General features: G+C 66.8%; 16 protein-coding genes and 2 pseudogenes. 11 read left to right on the forward strand and 7 right to left on the reverse strand.

All coding sequences use genetic code 11. From position 1 onward, the window contains the following. Positions 1 to 100 precede the first annotated feature (100 nt). The 4 genes and pseudogenes from ON40_RS44890 (at position 101) to ON40_RS55330 (ending at position 6,818) form a co-directional block, all read left to right on the forward strand. Complete coding sequence (locus ON40_RS44890) at positions 101 to 763, forward strand: TetR/AcrR family transcriptional regulator (RefSeq protein WP_040832104.1); 663 nt, start codon at positions 101 to 103, stop codon at positions 761 to 763. A 390-nt stretch (positions 764 to 1,153) separates the two neighbouring features. Then, a complete protein-coding gene (locus ON40_RS44895) occupies positions 1,154 to 2,497 on the forward strand; it encodes an MFS transporter (RefSeq protein WP_040831928.1) in 1,344 nt (447 codons plus the stop codon). Positions 2,498 to 2,612: 115 nt separating this feature from the next. Continuing rightward, positions 2,613 to 5,864: pseudogene (locus ON40_RS55325) on the forward strand (protein kinase domain-containing protein). 147 nt (positions 5,865 to 6,011) lie between these two features. Then, positions 6,012 to 6,818, forward strand: a complete 807-nt coding sequence (locus ON40_RS55330; protein WP_245568274.1) for a Zn-ribbon domain-containing OB-fold protein — start codon at positions 6,012 to 6,014, stop codon at positions 6,816 to 6,818. Here the strand turns inward: ON40_RS55330 and ON40_RS44915 are convergent. Continuing rightward, on the reverse strand, positions 6,745 to 7,782 hold the full coding sequence (locus tag ON40_RS44915; RefSeq protein ID WP_083896423.1) for a helix-turn-helix transcriptional regulator: 1,038 nt from the start codon (positions 7,780 to 7,782) through the stop codon (positions 6,745 to 6,747). The genes ON40_RS55330 and ON40_RS44915 overlap by 74 nt on opposite strands. A 99-nt stretch (positions 7,783 to 7,881) precedes the next feature. Here ON40_RS44915 and ON40_RS44920 point away from each other — a divergent pair, with 99 nt between their 5' ends. Beyond that, complete coding sequence (locus ON40_RS44920) at positions 7,882 to 8,433, forward strand: DinB family protein (RefSeq protein WP_051194565.1); 552 nt, start codon at positions 7,882 to 7,884, stop codon at positions 8,431 to 8,433. A 63-nt stretch (positions 8,434 to 8,496) separates the two neighbouring features. On the opposite strand, the gene ON40_RS44925 is transcribed toward ON40_RS44920, so the two are convergent. Together ON40_RS44925 and ON40_RS44930 are read right to left on the reverse strand one after the other, a co-directional pair. Next, entirely contained in the window at positions 8,497 to 9,483 is a 987-nt protein-coding gene (locus ON40_RS44925; RefSeq protein ID WP_040831930.1) for an alpha/beta hydrolase, read from the reverse strand. Between the two features lie 74 nt (positions 9,484 to 9,557). Continuing rightward, positions 9,558 to 9,866, reverse strand: a complete 309-nt coding sequence (locus ON40_RS44930; RefSeq protein WP_040831931.1) for a DUF1330 domain-containing protein — start codon at positions 9,864 to 9,866, stop codon at positions 9,558 to 9,560. Positions 9,867 to 10,187: 321 nt separating this feature from the next. Between ON40_RS44930 and ON40_RS44935 the strand changes: the two genes are divergently transcribed. From ON40_RS44935 to ON40_RS44945, 4 genes are all read left to right on the forward strand, one after another. Further along, entirely contained in the window at positions 10,188 to 10,982 is a 795-nt protein-coding gene (locus ON40_RS44935) for an SDR family NAD(P)-dependent oxidoreductase (RefSeq protein ID WP_040831932.1), read from the forward strand. A 134-nt stretch (positions 10,983 to 11,116) separates the two neighbouring features. Next, positions 11,117 to 11,404 (forward strand): SDR family NAD(P)-dependent oxidoreductase, encoded by a 288-nt coding sequence (locus ON40_RS55675; protein WP_281033131.1) that lies wholly within the window; start codon positions 11,117 to 11,119, stop codon positions 11,402 to 11,404. Then, a complete protein-coding gene (locus ON40_RS55680; RefSeq protein WP_281033134.1) occupies positions 11,401 to 11,763 on the forward strand; it encodes a hypothetical protein in 363 nt (120 codons plus the stop codon). Before ON40_RS55675 ends, ON40_RS55680 begins: the two co-directional genes overlap by 4 nt. Further along, complete coding sequence (locus tag ON40_RS44945; protein ID WP_040831933.1) at positions 11,675 to 13,612, forward strand: vWA domain-containing protein; 1,938 nt, start codon at positions 11,675 to 11,677, stop codon at positions 13,610 to 13,612. Before ON40_RS55680 ends, ON40_RS44945 begins: the two co-directional genes overlap by 89 nt. An 89-nt stretch (positions 13,613 to 13,701) precedes the next feature. On the opposite strand, the gene ON40_RS44950 is transcribed toward ON40_RS44945, so the two are convergent. From ON40_RS44950 to ON40_RS44965, 4 genes and pseudogenes are all read right to left on the reverse strand, one after another. Beyond that, positions 13,702 to 14,145 carry an Hsp20/alpha crystallin family protein gene (locus tag ON40_RS44950; protein WP_040832112.1) on the reverse strand — a complete coding sequence of 148 codons (444 nt, stop codon included), beginning with the start codon at positions 14,143 to 14,145 and terminating at the stop codon, positions 13,702 to 13,704. Between the two features lie 77 nt (positions 14,146 to 14,222). Next, the gene (locus ON40_RS54195) at positions 14,223 to 14,525 is read right to left on the reverse strand and encodes a hypothetical protein (protein WP_218008990.1); all 303 of its coding nucleotides are present in this window, start codon (positions 14,523 to 14,525) and stop codon (positions 14,223 to 14,225) included. A gap of 89 nt (positions 14,526 to 14,614) precedes the next feature. After that, positions 14,615 to 14,743, reverse strand: a pseudogene (locus ON40_RS56455) (SDR family NAD(P)-dependent oxidoreductase); the annotation flags it as partial. A gap of 313 nt (positions 14,744 to 15,056) precedes the next feature. After that, on the reverse strand, positions 15,057 to 15,260 hold the full coding sequence (locus ON40_RS44965; RefSeq protein WP_040831936.1) for a hypothetical protein: 204 nt from the start codon (positions 15,258 to 15,260) through the stop codon (positions 15,057 to 15,059). Between the two features lie 167 nt (positions 15,261 to 15,427). Here ON40_RS44965 and ON40_RS44970 point away from each other — a divergent pair, with 167 nt between their 5' ends. Next, positions 15,428 to 16,603: a sensor histidine kinase gene (locus ON40_RS44970; RefSeq protein ID WP_040831937.1), complete on the forward strand. Its 1,176-nt coding sequence runs from the start codon at positions 15,428 to 15,430 to the stop codon at positions 16,601 to 16,603. Beyond that, the gene (locus ON40_RS44975) at positions 16,591 to 17,235 is read left to right on the forward strand and encodes a response regulator transcription factor (RefSeq protein WP_040831939.1); all 645 of its coding nucleotides are present in this window, start codon (positions 16,591 to 16,593) and stop codon (positions 17,233 to 17,235) included. The genes ON40_RS44970 and ON40_RS44975 overlap by 13 nt, the downstream gene beginning before the upstream one ends.

Genomic DNA, 17,235 nt, shown 5'->3' on the forward strand with positions numbered 1-17,235 from the left:
TCTTATGTACGGAATAGTTAGTTAATTGGAGCGTACTACGTCACGCCGGTTCGCGACAGTGCCGCGGCCGGACCGGGCCGACGCCGGATACAGTGACGGAATGTCGCCGAACCGGACGGAAACCGCGCCCGCACCGAAGCGGCGGCGCAACAAGGACCTCACCCGCGAGGACATCCTCGACATCGCCACCGCCGAATTCGCCGACAAGGGCTATTCCGGTGCGCGCGTGGACGATATCGCGCAGCGCACGCACACCACCAAGCGGATGATCTACTACTACTTCACCGACAAGGAAACGCTCTACCGTGCCGTCCTGGAGCGCTCGTACCGGCTGATCCGCGAGCTGGAACAGACGCTGGACATCACCGGACTCGAACCGATCGCCGCGATCCGCGCCCTGGCCGAACTCACCTTCGACCACCACGAGCAGCACCCGGAGTTCATCCGGATGGTGGCGAACGAGAACATGTTGCGCGGCGAGCACATCCAGCGCTCACCGGCGCTGGCCGGACTCGGCGCACCGGCGGTCGATCTGCTCACCCACATCCTGCGCCAGGGTCAGGACTCGGGCCTGTTCCGCACCGACGTCGACGCCCTCGACATCCACATGCTGATCAGCAGCTACTGCGTGTTCCGAGTGGCCAACCGATACACCTTCCAGGCGCTGTTCGACCGCGACCTGACCGCACCCGACCTGCGCGAACACCTGCGCACCATGCTCGGCGACGTCGTGGTCAGCTTCCTGCTGACCCGGCCCGACTGAACTCACCCCGCCGACGCCGCGAGCCCCATCGACCCGTCCCCTGTGGGGCTCGAACCGGTGAACAACCGACCCGCCTCTACCCGTTATGAACTATTTAGTTAATACTATTGCAGAACCCGAGTGACGGTGGTTACAGTGCTTACGATCGCATGACGAACATGTGTTTGCATTGCGAACACATGCGCCCACGCGGCACCCCGCAGAGTGCATGTGCGACAACCCCGGACCCGAACGGCCGGGCCGAGCAATACCCGGCCGGACACTGCCGAACATCGCACCGCCCACGCCGTACCGAGTCCGCACAGCACCGAGCCCCAGCAGCGCAGTGCACCGCACAGCGCAACAGCGCTACACAACCGAAGTGCAGCGCAGATAGATCAGGAGTCAGATATGTCCGCCAGCGTCGACGCGCACCGCCCAGCACCCACGCCGCCCGACACCCGGCGCGTCACCCGGGCCGCGATCGCGAGTTTCCTTGGCAGCACGCTCGAGTACTACGACTTCTACATCTACGCCTCGGCGTCGGCGCTGGTCTTCGGCAAGGTGTTCTTCCCGGCGGCGAATCCGGCCACGGGCACGCTGCTGTCTCTGGCGACCTTCGGCGTCGCCTACATCGCCCGCCCGGTCGGCGCGGTGATCCTCGGACATTTCGGCGATCGCGTCGGTCGCAAGCGGATCATGCTGCTGACCGTGACCGCGATGGGATCGGCCACCTTCCTGATCGGCTGCCTGCCGTCCTATCGGACCGCCGGTGTGCTCGCGCCGATTCTGCTGGTGATATTGCGTGTGCTGCAAGGTATTTCCGCGGCCGGGGAGCAGAGCGGCGCCGGATCGCTGACCCTGGAACACGCACCTGCGGGCCGCCGCGCCTTCTTCACCAGCTGGACGCTCACCGGCACGCAGGCCGGATTCATCCTCGCGACGATGGTGTTCCTGGTCGTCGCGGATCTGCCCGACCGGCAGCTGATCAGCTGGGGTTGGCGAATTCCGTTCTGGTGCAGCGTCGTCGTGGTGGTCCTGGCCTATGTCGTGCGCAGACGACTCGAGGAGCCCGAGGTGTTCCGGGCCGAGCAGCGTAGTGACGCGATCGCGAAATTTCCTGTCGCACAGTTGCTTCGGACCCAACCGGCCGATCTGCTGCGCGTCGTGCTGTGTTCGTTCATCGCGGTGGTCAGCACGGTGTTCGCGGTGTTCGGCCTGGCCTTCGCCACCGGACACGCGGTAGGGGTGTCCAAGACCACCATGCTGCTGGTCGCGGTGGCGGCCAACGTACTCGCGCTGATCATGCAGCCGTTGCTGGCGATACTGGCCGACCGGATCGGACGTCGCCCGGTGTTCATCAGCGGTGTGATCGGTTGCGGCATCATGATTTTCGTCTACTTCACCGCGATCATGTCCGGTGACACCCTGCTGATCTACCTGGCCGCGCTGATTCTGATCGGTGTGTGCTACAGCGCGCCGAATGCCGTGTGGCCCACGTTCTACGCCGAGATGTTCGCCACCCGCGTCCGCTTCTCCGGCATGGCGATCGGCACCCAGATCGGTTTCGCCCTGGCCGGATTCGCCCCGACGATCGCCTGGACGCTGGTCGGCAACAGCCGCACCCACTGGCTGCCGGTGGCGATACTGGTCGCGGTCGCCTGCGCCCTGTCCGCCGCAGCGGCGTTCACCGCCCGGGAGACCTACCGCACCCCGCTCACCGAACTCGGCACGCCGAGCGCTCGCGGCGAATAGCCCGCAACGGGTCGAATTCACTTCTTCCACTGTGCGATGTGCCGTTCGGGATATCCTGGGTGAGCCTCTGGCAAACCGATATTCCTTGGTGAGGCTGATGGGCTCGGACAGTGGAATGCAGAACAACGACCCGTTGACGACTCAGCGGGCGATCATTCCGAAGGTCGCCGATGAGTTGCGAGCGGCCGGATTCGACGACGCCGAAGAGATCGGACGGGGTGGGTTCGGCGTCGTGTACCGCTGCACCGAGATCAGCCTGGACCGCACCGTTGCCGTGAAGATCCTGACGACCGACTTCGACGAGATCGACCGGGCGCGGTTTCTTCGCGAGCAGCGGGCGATGGCCCAGCTCACAGCCCATCCGAACATCGTCGGTGTACTACAGGCCGGGGTGACCGAAGGCGGACTCCCCTATCTGGTGATGCCGTATCACTCCCACGGCTCGCTCGAGTCGCAGATCCGGCAACGCGGCGCGCTGCCGGTCGCGGCGGGGCTGCGGCTCGGGGTGAAGATCGCGCGCGCTGGAAACCGCGCATCGGGCGGGCATCGTGCATCGCGACGTGAAACCGGCGAACATCCTGTGGACCGATTACGGTGAGCCGGCCCTGGCCGATTTCGGTATCGCGCATATCGCGGGCGGTTTCCGGACGACCTCCGGCGCCGTCACCGGCTCCCCCGCCTACACCGCGCCCGAGGTGTTGTCCGGCGATCCGCCGAGTCCGGTATCCGATGTCTACGGCCTCGGCGCGACGCTGTTCACCGTGCTGTCGGGGTACGCCGCATTCGAACGGCACAGCGGCGAACAGGTGGTCGCCCAATTCATCCGGATCACCGGTCAACCGGCGCCCGACCTGCGCGGGCACGGTATGCCGGAGGAGGTCGCCGCAGCGGTCGAGGCGGCCATGTCCGCCGACCCGCGCGACCGCCCGACGGCCGAGGCGTTCGGCGAGCGGCTTCGAGATATCCAGTCGCTGCACGGCATTGCGACCGATGCGATGGCCCTGCGGGCAGATCCACCGGCCGGGAATGCACTGTCGCCGCTGCCGTTCGCGGCGCGGCGGTCCGGACCGGTGGCTCGCCACGGCGACGAAGCGCTCCCGGTCGAGCTGACCAGTTTCATCAACCGCCGCAGCGAACTGTCCGAGCTGAAGAACCTGCTGTCCGCATCGCGGCTGGTGACGCTGACCGGCACGGGCGGTGTCGGTAAGACGCGGCTGGCGTTGCGGGCGACTTCGAGTATGCGACGGGAATTCGCCGATGGAACCTGGCTCGTCGAGTTGGGTGAGCTGCGAGACGCCTCCCTCCTGATGAATGTGGTGGCGACTGGAACGCCCAACCGATGCAGGATGTCCTGCTCGGCTTCTTCGGCGAACGAAAGAGCCTGCTGATCCTGGACAACTGTGAACACGTCGTCGCGGCCGCGGCCGACCTGGCGACGACACTGTTGCGCGCCTGCCCCGAGTTGCGGATCGTGGCGACCAGCCGCGAGCCGCTGGACATCCGCGGCGAAGCCGTGCTGCGCGTGCCGCCGCTGACGGTCCCGGCCGAGGACCGGGAGGCATCGCTGCGCGGGCTACCCCGATACGATGCCGTGTCGTTGTTCGCCGAACGCGCCGCCGAGACCGTGCCGGGCTTCGAGATCACCGAATCGAACAAGGCCGACATAGCCGGGATCTGCGCCCGTCTCGAAGGGCTGCCACTGGCGATCGAACTCGCCGCGGCTCGACTGCGGGCGATGTCGCCGGCCCAGATTCTCGAGCGATTGACCGACCGCTACGCACTGCTCACCCGAAGCAGCCGGGATGCGCCCGTGCGGCAACAGACCCTGCGGTGGAGCATCGACTGGAGTTACGAGCTGTGCACCGAGGCCGAACAGCTTCTCTGGCAACGACTCTCGGTATTCGCCGGTGGCTTCGAACTCGACGCGGCCGAGCAGGTGTGTGGGCGCGACCCCGCCGCGCAGAGCACCCTCGACACGCTGAGTTCCCTGGTGGACAAGTCGATCGTGATCCGCGAGGAGACGAGCGGTGTCGTGCGATTCCGGCTGCTGGACACGCTTCGCGAATACGGCACGGACAGGTTGCGGCACGGCGGGCACTATCCACGCCTGCGAAGCGCCCACCGGGACTGGTACGCGCGGATGGCGTTCGACGCGGAAGCCGGGTGGCTCAGTGATCGGGAACTCGACTGGATCGAACGCATCGACCGAGAGCAGTCGAATCTCCGCGAGGCGCTCGAGTGGTGTCTGACCGATCGCGGCGAAGAGGCGGCCGATATCGGATTGCGCATGGTCAACGCGCTGATCCTGTATTGGCAGGCGCGGGGCCGCTACGACGAGTGTGGACGGTGGATCAGCCGCATGCTGAACCACCCCGGACCGCAGTCCCCGCCGGACCGGGTCGAAGCCCTGTTCTCCGCGAGTTCGATGGCCGCACTGCAGGGCGACCTCGACTCGGCAGCAACCCTGATCGCGCAGGCTCGAACGATCGGCGACCGGACATCGAACCCGATGTCCCGCGCCTTGGCCGATATGGGCGAGACGCTGTGTGCCCTGCTGCGAGGTGAGTTCACCGATGCCTGCCTGACATTGGAGTCGGCCGCCGAGGTATTCTCCTCGCTCGGCAAACGCCGTCTCCAGGTTTCCGCCGCGATCATTCGCGGACTCGCGTACCAGGCAAGCGGCGATTCCGAGCGAGCGATAGCGACACTGCGCGAGGTGATCGCCGTCACCGCGGCCTGCGAAGAAACGGTTCAGCAGTCGTACGCACTGCTGCTCATGGGCCAGGTCGCCTGGCAACGCGGCGACGCGGACCACTCGAGACGATCGCTTGAGCAGGCGCTGCGGCTCGACTCCAGAATGCACAGCCCGGTCACCGCTACCACTGGTATCGAATTCCTGGCCTGGATCGATGCCGGTCAGGGTCGCGCCGAGCGTGCGGCGACGCTGTTGGGAGCCGCCGAACACCTGGGCCGATCGGCGGGCATCGGTTGGATCAACACCCCCGAGATGGTGTCCTGCCACGAGCAATGTGTGCAATCGGCGCGGCACGACCTCGGAGATCGCGGATTCGACCGGGCCGTCCGCGCCGGGCACGCGATGACCAGGGACGCAGCAGTCGGTCTCGCGCTCGGCGATCCGCCCTCCCCCGGCGGTACTCCCGCACCGGTCTCCACCGCGCTGACCAGACGTGAGGAGCAGGTTGCGCAACTGGTCGCCCAGGGCATGACGAACAAACAGATCGCCGCGAAGCTGGTGATCTCGCAGCGCACCGCGCAGGGCCACGTCGAGCACATCCTGACCAAGCTCGGATACACCTCACGCGCGCAGATCGCGGCCTGGGTCGTCGGGCAGAACGACAACGGCTGACCATTACGTCCTCCCCGGCGCGTGATCCGAACATACGCATGCTCCAGAAGCAGGTATGTAACCGGTAGTTCTACCGATGTGCGGATGTGTTCTGGATCGCATTCTTTTTCTGGATATTTTGTCGCCGCGCTCACTGCAGGACCCCTGATGGAACATCACGAACCGAACCAGCCACGATCCACCGATGATGCTGCCGTTCGGCACCGTGACGGAGCATTGCTGATCCGGCACTGTCTCACCTGCGGATTGCGGCTCGCTCCGATGATCGTCACCTGCACGGGGTGCCGGTCCACCGCGCTGGAATGGGTGATCTCATCCGGCGAGGGCTCGATCGTGTCGTGGAAGGTCGTGCACCGGCCGCGCAACCACGCCGATTCCGACGAGTGGGAGACATCCACGATGGCCATCATCGAACTCGACGACGGTCCGTGGATGTACACGACGATCGACGGCGAAGTCCCCGCGCCGTCGGAGGGGCCGGTGCGAGTGCAGTTCACGCCCGATGCGGCCCGCGACCGATTCCCGGTGTTCACGATCCGTTCGACCGACCCGGCCGTGCCGGACGAGCCCGATGAACCACCGATCCGACATACCGACGTTCGAAAGGGAAACACACCGATGACCGAGATGACCGGCGAGAGACCCTGCGACCCGATCTGGGTCCGATCCTGCCTGCACCAGTGCGATTTCCTGGCGAAGTCCAGATCGCTCGACGCCGATGCGAAGGCATTGATCCGCTTCGCGATCCAGTGGGCACCGTTCGGCGGAGCGAGCGCCGATGAGCTGCTGGTGAACTTCGGCATCACCCGCTGGCGATTCGTGCAGGTGATTCGGGAAAACCTGCGACCCCGCGCCGGCGACAGCCGCACCGCGCGCACGTTCAAACGGAATCTGCTGGACGCGTTGTCTTTGGGGTGGCAGATCTTCCCGGACTCCGCGACTGCCCTTCCGTAACGTCGGCGCTCGACGCGCGCTGGAAGCGATCGGCCCAATTCTGTACGTGCGCAATCAGTTCCGGGGGATGCAGGATACGGAACTCGGCGTCGACCACACCCAGGGCCATGGTCGCCCAGTCCAGCGAGTCGGCGGTTATCGAGATCCGGCAGTGCTCGGGATCGAGTTCTTCGATGGTGCACCAGCGGCCGATCCGTTCGCGGATCGTGTCGGCGGGGGCATCCACCAGCGCCTCGACCCGATGGAGTCCGGGCAGATTGTCCATGCCGGACCGGACGAACTCGGCGGCGTCGGCCGCCGGGAGATCGCGGGGCAGGAAACGGGAACCGTCGGTTTCGGAATCGGCGACCCGGTCCACCCGGAAACTGCGCCAGTCGTGGCGGGTCAGGTCGTAGGCCACGAAATACCACCGCCGACCCAACGAAACCAGCCGATGTGGTTCCACGTGCCGATCGGTCCGGCGGCCATCGGCGGCGGTGTAGCCGAAACGGAGCCGTTCGGTGTCGCGGCAGGCCAGGGCGATCGTGGTGAGCACACCGGTATCGACGGCCGGACCGGGCTGACCGCTCCAACCGCCCGCGATGGTCATCGCCCGGACGGCCTGCACCCGGCGGCGCAGCCGCGGCGGCATCACCTGCACCAGCTTGGCCAGCGCGCGCACCGACGCCTCCGCCACGCCGGGCGCGGTCGTCCCCGTGGCGGCCTGCAGACCGACCACCAGCGCGACCGCCTCTTCGTCGTCGACCATCAACGGCGGCAGCGCGGCGCCCGCGGCGAGCTGATAGCCGCCGTCCGACCCGCGGCGCGCCTCCACCGGATAACCCAGCGCCCGTAGCCGATCCACGTCCCGGCGCAGGGTTCGCGCCGACACCTCGAGCCGCTCGGCCAGTTCGAGGCCGGGCCAGTACTTGTGCGTCTGCAACAGGGACAGCAGGCGGAGCGTCCGCGTGCTCGTATTCGCCATATTTCGATTATGGGTTTCCTTTAGGTCAAAAAGTGACCGCTATGGGTCATAGCGTTGTCCTCGAACCGAACAACACCGATCACACGGAGGACGAACACCATGGCCGACCACGCCACCCTGAGCACCCCGAAGACCGGCAACGCACTCACCGGCGAGCGCGTGGACCTGCTCGCGGAGCTCGCCCAGGCTCGGTACTTCCTGCGTTTCACCGTTCGCGAGCTGTCGGACGAGCAGCTCGCGCTGCGCCCGACGTCCAGCGAGTTGTGCCTGGGCGGCCTGATCAAGCACGTGTCCGCGGTGGAACGCGGCTGGGCGGACTTCATCGTGCAGGGCAGGTCGGCGATGAAGGATTTCGAGGATATGACCGAGGAGGACTTCGCCCGGCGCGCCGACGAGTTCCGGATGCTACCGGGTGACACCCTGGCCGATATTCTCGCCGCCTACGCGGAGGCCGCCGCGCACACCGACCAAATCGTCGCCACCGCACCCGATCTGGACGCCGTCCACGAACTGCCCGCGGCGCCGTGGTCCCAGGAGACCCATTGGACGGTCCGGCGGGTGCTGCTGCACATCATCGCCGAGACCGCCCAGCACGCCGGCCATGCCGACATCATTCGCGAGGCCATCGACGGCGCCAAGACGATGGGCTGACGCGGGCACCTGGACCTTCCGGTCGAGACCGAGCGCCGGGGCCGTCATCGGCCCCGGATCACCTCACGGTCGAACCGGCTGGGTCTTCCAGCAGGTCGCGAGGAAACGGCGGATCTCCCGGGTGCGTTCGTCGTCCTCCGGGGCGCGGCCCAGGAAACCGCCGTGTCCCGCGGCTTCCCAGACGTGCAGGTCGGCGGGGATGTCGGCGGCGCGCAGGGCACGATGCAGGCGGACGGTGTCGGACAGCAGCACGTCGCGGGTGCCCGACAGCAGGAGGGTCGGCGAGAAGCCCCGGTGGAAGTCGGCGAATACCGGCGACAGATACGGGTCGCGCAGGTCCTGACCGGCGGCGTACAGCTGTAGAGGCATGGCCGAGCCGAGCAGATTATCCAACCCCAGGTTGGTCTGCCAGGTGTCACCGGATCCGCTCAGATCCGATGGGGGCGTTGCCAATACGACTCCCGCGGGCCTCGGCAGTCCCTCGTCGCGGGCGCGCAGCACCGTCGCGGCGGCCAGGTTCGCGCCCGCGGAGACGCCGCCGACCACGATCTCCTCCGGCGACCGCTGCGCCAGCAGGGCACGGTAGGCAGCCAGGCAGTCGTCCAATGCCGCGGGGAAGGGATGATCCGGCGGCATCCGGTAATCCACCGACCACGAACGAACACCCACCCGATACGCGTTGTCGATGCCACGGATCCGGCAGATCTCACCGCCGCCCTGGACGAATCCGCCACCGTGGATTTCCAGGTAGACGCGACGGTCGTCCGGTGCGATGCCGTCCGGGGTGATCGCGTACACCCGGGCCTGCCCGACCGTGATCTGCTCGACCTCGGCGGTCGCACCCGACCCGGGCGCCATCCGCAGTGTGGCGCCCTCGAGTTCGGCGATCAGTGCCCGCCAGGCATCCGGATCGTCCAGTGGCGGCCACTGCGGTTCGGGTGCGATCCGGCCGAGCGCCAGCACCGCCTGCGCCTGCGCGCTGACCGACTCCGGCACCGGGATCTCCCGGGCCGGCAGCCGCAGCACCGGCCGGGTATCACCAGCGGTCATCATCGAACTCCTCGGTAGCGACGATCTTCGAGCCCCGTCATGCGCCGGTCCACCGGTCAGCGCCGGATTCGAACTCATTCATGGTGCGGCACTTCGATACCCGCCACGATGACCGCATTGCAATCGGCCGCGGCCTGCCGCAGCGGCTTGGCCTGCCGATAGCTCTCCGAGTCGTACCAGGCGTGCGCGGCCTCCACCGAGGCGAACTCCAACACGACCGTCCGGGTGCCGTGCCACGAGCCCTCCAGGACCTCCGGATTCGAATCGACCGACAGCACCGAGACACCGCCATCCATCATCGATGCTCCCGCTGCCCGCTCGTACGCGGTCATGCCCGCCTCGTCATGCACGTCTTCGGTCACGATCACATACGCCTTGGCCACCGAGCCATCCTTCCTTCGACCCTCCGCGCGATGAGCGGAGATTCATGATCCTGATTCTGGATGATTTCGGAGCCGAACACCAGAGATCAAGCATTTATCGAAGAGGTGGGCGACTGCAGGCTCGACAACCCAACACAATCAGAGTACTGATCTACAGAAAATGGCAGACCATAGCAGCGGTCGACAGGCGAATCCACCCTTGCACCTATGCATGATACATGTAGCGTGCATATGACACACCGGTTCGGATCGGCCGACGGACGACCCGTCCGACCCGACACCGCCTCGTCAGCAGCCACAGACCTCCGAACCATCGAACAGATGAGGACCGACATGGACGATTTCGCACACCGCTACGGACCGGTCGCGGTGATCACCGGCGCATCCTCGGGCATCGGCCGCTCGTTCGCGACCCAATTGGCAACGCGCAAGCTGGATCTCGTGCTGGTCGCTCGCCGCCTGGACAGATTGCAGCAGCTCGCCGAGGAACTGAGCAGCGCGCACGGCGTCCGGGTCACGGCGCAGCAGGCCGACCTGGCCGATCCGACGGCCGCGGCCGGGATCGTGGACGCAGTCGCCACCCTCGACGTCGGACTGCTGGTCAGCAACGCCGGATTCGGAGTGAAGGGCGCGTTCGAACTCGGCGAGGCCGGAACCCTCACGGACATGATGACCGTGAACTGCCACACTCCCACCCAACTCGCGCACGGGCTCATCCCGCACCTGAAACAGCGCGGACGCGGCGGAATCCTGTTCACCAGTTCGGTCGAGGGATTCCTCGGATGCCCGTTCTCCGCAGGCTATTCGGCGAGCAAGGCGTATATGACCGCGCTCGGCGAAGCCCTGTGGGGTGAGCTGACTCCGCTGGGTCTGGACGTCCTGACGCTGTGCCCCGGCGCGACCGACACCGAGGCTCCGCGACTGCAGGGCATCGATCCCGCCGACCTGCACGATCTGATGTCCCCCGACGACGTCGCCGCCTCGGCACTGGAACACCTGCGGCACGGGCCGACGCACGTGCCCAGCGAGCACTACCGGCGACAGTTCGAACAACTCCTGGCCATGCCGCGCGACCAGGCGCTCACGGCCATGGCCAAGGCCGTGAGCAGTGTATGAAACACGCTGCCGGGGTGAATGATTCGATCATCACCCCGGCAACGTGGCGAGTCACCCGAGTACGATGGCGCGCTCCGGACAGCCGCGCTCGGCCTCGCGAACCGCATCCTCGAACCCGGCGTCGACCTCCGCGGTTGGGCTCCCTGGTGGGCCGCCGGATGGCCGACGGCGAGGGCGGCTCGATCATCAACATCTCCTCCTCGGGTGCCCTGTTCCCCCAGCCCAGATTCGGCCCGTACGTCGGCGCCAAGGCCGCACTCAACGCCCTGACAACGGTTTTCGCCATGGAGTACGGCCCGAAGGTCCGCGTCAACACCATCTCCGCCGGACCGTTTCTCACCGATATCTCCAAGGCATCGGCCCCGAGAAGCGGCAAATCACCCGCAGCGCCCTGGGACGCCCAGGTGATCCCTCCGAAATAGTCGGCACCGCACTGCATTTGGCGAGCCCGGCCTCCAGTTACACGACCGGATCGCTGATCCGGGTGGACGGCGGGCTCTACTGGTCCGTTCGTCATTCGTTGTGCCGGTTGGGCAGCGGTAGCCCAGCTACCGAGATCGGGCCCGGCCGGTACTTCGATCCTCGGCAATTCCCACTACCGGGAAGCGTATTCCCACTGTCGGCGATGATCCCCTCGGCCGACTGTACGGTATGTCCCCAATGCACAATTTCACGACCAGTTGTTGGGGAGTATGTCGAGATTCACGAAGCTACTGACGGTTGCGGCCGCGGCCGCGGCTCTGTCGCTGGTGGTGGCGCCGGTACAGGCCCAAGAGGATAAATCCGGATACGCGCCGACGATGCTCGTGCTGGACGCGTCCGGCTCCATGCAGGCGGCCGACCCCGGTGGTGGCACCAAGATGGATGCCGCCAAGGCGGCCGTGCACACATTCGTGAGCGCGGCGCCGGCCGAGGCGAAGGTCGGCCTGACCGTGTACGGGACCGGAACCGGATCCTCGGATGCGGAGAAGTCGGCCGGTTGCGCGGATGTGCGGACGCTGCGCGACGCCGACACCATCGACAAAGCCGCATTGAATTCCGCGGTCGACCAGATCCACGCCAGCGGATACACCCCCATCGGGACCTCGCTGCGCAAGGCGGCCGAGGCGCTGCCGAAATCGGGTCCGCGTTCGATCGTGCTGGTGTCCGATGGCGAAGACACCTGCGCCCCACCGGATCCGTGCGAGGTCGCCCAGGAGCTGAATCGCCAAGGCGCGACAATCGTCGTGCACGCCATCGGATTCGGTGTCGACGCGGCATCGCGCGACCAGCTGACCTGTATCGCCCAGAAGACCGGCGGTACCTACACCGACGCGATCGACGGCAAATCTCTCGAACGGATACTTCCGCGCGTCACCCAGACGGCCTTGCGCACCTACAAACCGATCGGCACGCCGATTTCCGGCACCGCGACCTATCGGGACGCACCGACCGCGACACCCGGTCAGTATCTGGACACGATCGGCCAGCGCGAGACCAGGTTCTACGCCATGGATGTCCCGCAGGGCGCAATGGCGTATTTCAGTGCGACGACGGCGTTCCCCCATGTTCGGCAGCCGAGCGGCGCCAACGACAACAGCGTGCTGTATCTGCGGGTCTACGGCGCCGATGGCCAGGACTGCAACGTATTCCAGTTCGAGCAGGTGGTGAACACCGGCAACGGAGTGGCTCTCACCGTCACCAAGGCTTGGGACGGCGCAACGAAGACGAAGTCGGCGACCGGCGGTTCGGCGGACCAGTGCCGTGGCGGCGGGCGCTACTACTTCGCGCCCGAGTGGCACGGCGTCGCGGACAACATGCCCCAGCGGGTGCCGATCGAGCTGCTGTTCGGAATCGAGCCGGCCGTCACCGATGCGGGCGCGGCGTCCTCGACGACACCCACGGTCTTCACCGCGCCCACCGGAACGCCCGCGCCGGTCTCAGGCGGTGGATCATTCAATGCCGCAACGATATTGAACGGTTCCGGCAGCTACACCGATACCGTGCAGCGCGGGGAGTTCGTGTTCTATCGAGTCGAGCTGGATTGGGGGCAGGGCCTGGCGTACCGGGTGAACTTCCTCGACTCGGGCAGGCACGGGCTCGATGGCGTATCCAATATCACCTCCACGCTGTACACACCTGTACGCGAGAAGATCGACCACGATTTCGGCTCCTTCGACGGTGACCCGGACAGTCTGCCGACAGTTCATCCCGCTTTCGCAACCCTGCCCGTGCGCTACCGCAACCGCGACGCAAGGCCCACGGCCGGCAAGGAGCAGAGCCTGGCCGGCTGGTACTACATAGCCGTCTCCGTCGGCCCGTCCCGAACCGAAGGAGTCGGCGGGCCCGTGCCGATTCGCTTGGACCTGACCGTGGCAGGGCAGCCCGAACCGGGACCGCATTACGAATCATCCACGGCAAACGGCACTTTCGGCGAGAATGCGACGCACTCGTCGACCGATCCCGCCAAGTCGGGCGGCGGGAGCGGGCAGTCGACGGTGTCGGCGTCGCCGGAGTCCGACGACGGAATATCGCCGGTGATCCTCGCTGTCCTCATCGCGGTCCCGGTGGTGTTGCTGGCACTGATCATCGGCGCGGTATTCGTGCTGCGCAGCCGTAAGTCCCGGCGCAATCCGGGGAACTCGCGGTGAACCCGAACAGCGCACTGAGGCGGTTCCAAGCTCTGTACGAGCGGTAGAAGGATTCGGTGTGGCGGCCACCTGCCGCCACACCGATGTCGTCAGGACTTGCCTGCCTCGATCGTCTTGGCGGAATCCCCGGCTCCGGTGATGCTGATCCGGCGGGGTTGGGCTTTCTCGGCGATCGGCAGGGTCACCGACAGGACCCCGTCGTTGTAGGTGGCGCTGATGTTGTCGGTGTCGATACCGTCGCTGAGCGACAGTTGCCGCATGTAGCTGCCGGCGAAACGCTCCGATGCCACCCATTGCACATGTTCGTCACTGGGCAGACTGCGTCGGGCCTGCAACGTCAGCGTGCCGTTGTCGACATTGACATCGATCGAACCCGGGTCCACACCCGGCAGGTCGGCGTTGAGCACATAATGATCCCCCGCTTTGAACAGGTCCATCGGCATGAATCGTGGAGCACGCGTGGATCCGACGGTTTCGCCGAGAAGTTGACGAGCGACGGTGTCGATGTCGTGGAATGGATCGAACCTCAGCACAGAAATCACCTCCGTGGCGACGATGGCGCCCACCACGGCGGTGAGCGCCGTGAGCTGTGCACCACCCAAGTTAGCACTCACCACAGTCGAGTGCCAGACCGATCGGGCCCGGGCAGCGCATCGCCCTGGAAGCCAAGTCCGGCGAGCACTTTCTCGCTCTCGATCCACAGTTGGGCCGCGGCGGCATCATCCTGCGCGGCGGGAGCAGGTGTCTCCTCGGCCTCGTTGTGGAAGTACCGCCCGCCCGCGCGGCCGCCCTCGTCCGAGGTGGCCAGCCACACCAGCGTGCGCGCCGGCTCGTCGGGCGAGACGGTATCGGCCGCGGCCATGTGCGCCTGCATTCCCGCATTCCCGTGCGCGGCGAAATTGCTCGCTACCACGCCGGGATGCATTGCCTGCGCGACGATTCCGGCCGCCCGCTCGCGACGGGCCAGCTCGCGGGTGAACAGGATGTTGGCGAGTTCGGCCCGGCACAGCGTCCCGGATCACGGCCGACGCCGATCACCTGCCAGCCGAGTGCGGCCAGCCGCCCTGCGGTGGACCTGCCGATCCCGGAGCTGGCACCGGTGACGACCGCGACGGGAAGAGTCGAATCGATGGGCAAGATGTTGTCTCCCAAATACTTTCAGCACGATCTCGGGCATCGCGCACAGTGACGAAGCAGGTTAATGATACGCTTCAGTCGTCATTTTTGGCACGCTTCACTCGCCTCGTCGAGGCGCCCCCGCCGAGTGGATTGCCGAGCGCGCCGATGGGCGTGCCGCCCATGTGCAGGAAGGTCACATCGGTGCCGCAGATTCCGATCCCATGTCGCGGTCATGGAGACGGTCGGCGAGGGCATCAACCAGATCCAACGAAATATCATCGCGCGCAACATCCTTCGCGCCGTCCCGCACCGGGCGTAGTGCGGATCAGGCCGGGCGGGCCCGGCGCAGCCACAGCGCCGACCCCGCGCCCAGCGCGACCGCACCCATGCCCGCGCAGGTGACCACCTGCTGGATCCCGGCCGCACCGACGGCCTCGGCGACCGGGGCGAACCCGACGGCCAGGGCGACCGCGGCGTTGAACAGGAACAGGAACCAGAGCGTGGACTTCTTGGCGAGCAGCGATTTCATGACGGGTCCTTCGGAATCGAGGGTGGTGAATGTCTGCGGTGAACGATTCCGTTTCTCGCCTCGCGCGACGAGGGAGCGCGATCCCGAGTCCGTGGTGTAGCGGGCTACACCTCCGGTCGGTACCGGACTTCACCGGATTGCGGCTCGCGCTCGCATAGCCTGAGCTCATGCGAAGGACAGTGCGACAGGCGGCGCGGGCAACCCTGCAGCTGGCCGATGCCGCCGCGCTGGCGATCGGCAATTATCTGTTCATCACCGTCCTGCTGCTCACGGTGGCCGGCGCGGTGGTGATCGTCGGCATCGGCATATTGCCGGTGACCGTCACTCTGGTGCGGCGGTTCGCGGGCGCCAAACGACGGCAGGTCACGGCGTGGACCGGCACTCCGGTTCCGGAGGCGTATCAGCCGATCGAGGGCTCGCTGCGGGAGAGCCTGCGCGCGGTCCGCCACGACTCCACCGCGTTCTCGGATCTGCGGTGGATGGTGGCGTACTACGTCTACGGGCTGCTGGCCGTCGTGGTGATTCCGCTCTGGATAGCCGGGATCCTCGTCGACGGCGTGTGGTGTGGACTACTCGGCCGGACGGCTGTCGTTCTGCCGCTGATCAGCCGGGTGGCAGATCTGGATGCCGAATGGTCGCGGCGGCTGCTCCAGCCACCGCCCAAAGCGCTGCTGGCCGCACGGGTGGCCGAACTGACCCAGACGCGAGCGGGCGCGATCGCCGCCCACGAGGCGGAGCTGCGGCGCATCGAACGCGATCTGCACGACGGCACCCAGGCCCGGCTGGTCTCCCTCGGCATGCGGATCGGCCTGGCCGGACGCGCCCTCGACAACGACCCGGTCGCCGCGCGAACCATGCTCGATCACGCACAGCAGCAGGTCGAACAGGCATTGGCGGAACTGCGCCACATCGTGCGCGGCATCCACCCGCCGATCCTCACCGATCGCGGTCTACCCGGCGCGGTCCGGGCGCTGGCAGCCGACAACGGACTGGAGGTCACCGTGGACGCCGATCGCGCACTCGACACCGCACGCGCACCCGCGGCACTCGAAGCTGCCGCGTATTTCGTTGTCGCAGAAGCGTTGACGAACGCGGCCAAACACAGCGGGGCCAGGCATGCCGAAGTGACCCTTACGCACGTGCCGCGCGGATTGCAGGTGTCGGTGCGCGACGACGGCGTCGGCGGCGCGCAGGAGAGGCCGCCGGACACCGGCAGCACGCCGGGCGGCTCCGGCCTGGCCGGGATGCGCCGTCGCATCGCCGCGCTGGACGGCACGTTTTCGCTCACCAGCCCCGACGGGGGCCCGACCGTGATCGAGGTGGAGTTGCCGTGCGTGTGGTGATCGCCGAGGACAACGCGCTGTTACGTGAAGGTCTGGTGTTGCTGCTGACCTCCGCCGGACACGAGGTGGCGGCTGTCGCGGGTAGCGGTCCGGAGATCCTGCCCGCGCTGCGCGAACATCGGCCCGATATCGCGGTTCTCGATGTGCGCATGCCGCCCGACTTCCGAGACGAGGGGCTGCGCGCCGCACTCGCCGCCCGATCCGAACTGCCGGAGCTGCCGGTGCTCGTGCTGTCCCAGTACGTCGAACACGCTTATGCCACAGAGCTTCTCGGTGGCGGCGCGGCCGGGATCGGCTATCTGCTCAAGGACCGGGTCGGCCGGGTCGACGAATTCCTGGACGCGCTCGAACGGGTCGCGGCCGGGGGCACCGCGCTGGATCCGGAGGTGGTGAGCCAGTTGCTCACCCGACGCAAGAACTCGCCTTTGGACTCGCTGACGCCGCGCGAACGCGAAGTGCTCGAACTGATGGCCGCCGGACACGACAATACGACCATCGCGACAACCCTGGTGGTCACCGAGCGTGCGGTCAGCAAACACATCGGCAACGTCTTCCAGAAGCTGGGACTGCCACCGACCGACAGTGGGCACCGCCGCGTCCTGGCGGTGCTGGCCTATCTCGAGAACGCCTGA

The organism is Nocardia jiangxiensis NBRC 101359, assembly GCF_000308615.1.
In the GTDB taxonomy this organism is placed as follows: Bacteria; Actinomycetota; Actinomycetes; order Mycobacteriales; family Mycobacteriaceae; genus Nocardia; species Nocardia jiangxiensis.

Excerpts from the sequence above, each read along its gene's own strand:
- ON40_RS44890 (WP_040832104.1), top strand. The coding sequence starts at position 101 with ATGTCGCCGAACCGGACGGAAACCGCGCCCGCACCGAAGCGGCGGCGC.
- ON40_RS44895 (WP_040831928.1), top strand. The coding sequence starts at position 1,154 with ATGTCCGCCAGCGTCGACGCGCACCGCCCAGCACCCACGCCGCCCGAC.
- ON40_RS55330 (WP_245568274.1), top strand. The coding sequence starts at position 6,012 with ATGGAACATCACGAACCGAACCAGCCACGATCCACCGATGATGCTGCC.
- ON40_RS44915 (WP_083896423.1), bottom strand. The coding sequence starts at position 7,782 with ATGGCGAATACGAGCACGCGGACGCTCCGCCTGCTGTCCCTGTTGCAG.
- ON40_RS44920 (WP_051194565.1), top strand. The coding sequence starts at position 7,882 with ATGGCCGACCACGCCACCCTGAGCACCCCGAAGACCGGCAACGCACTC.
- ON40_RS44925 (WP_040831930.1), bottom strand. The coding sequence starts at position 9,483 with ATGACCGCTGGTGATACCCGGCCGGTGCTGCGGCTGCCGGCCCGGGAG.
- ON40_RS44935 (WP_040831932.1), top strand. The coding sequence starts at position 10,188 with ATGAGGACCGACATGGACGATTTCGCACACCGCTACGGACCGGTCGCG.
- ON40_RS44945 (WP_040831933.1), top strand. The coding sequence starts at position 11,675 with ATGTCGAGATTCACGAAGCTACTGACGGTTGCGGCCGCGGCCGCGGCT.
- ON40_RS44965 (WP_040831936.1), bottom strand. The coding sequence starts at position 15,260 with ATGAAATCGCTGCTCGCCAAGAAGTCCACGCTCTGGTTCCTGTTCCTG.
- ON40_RS44970 (WP_040831937.1), top strand. The coding sequence starts at position 15,428 with ATGCGAAGGACAGTGCGACAGGCGGCGCGGGCAACCCTGCAGCTGGCC.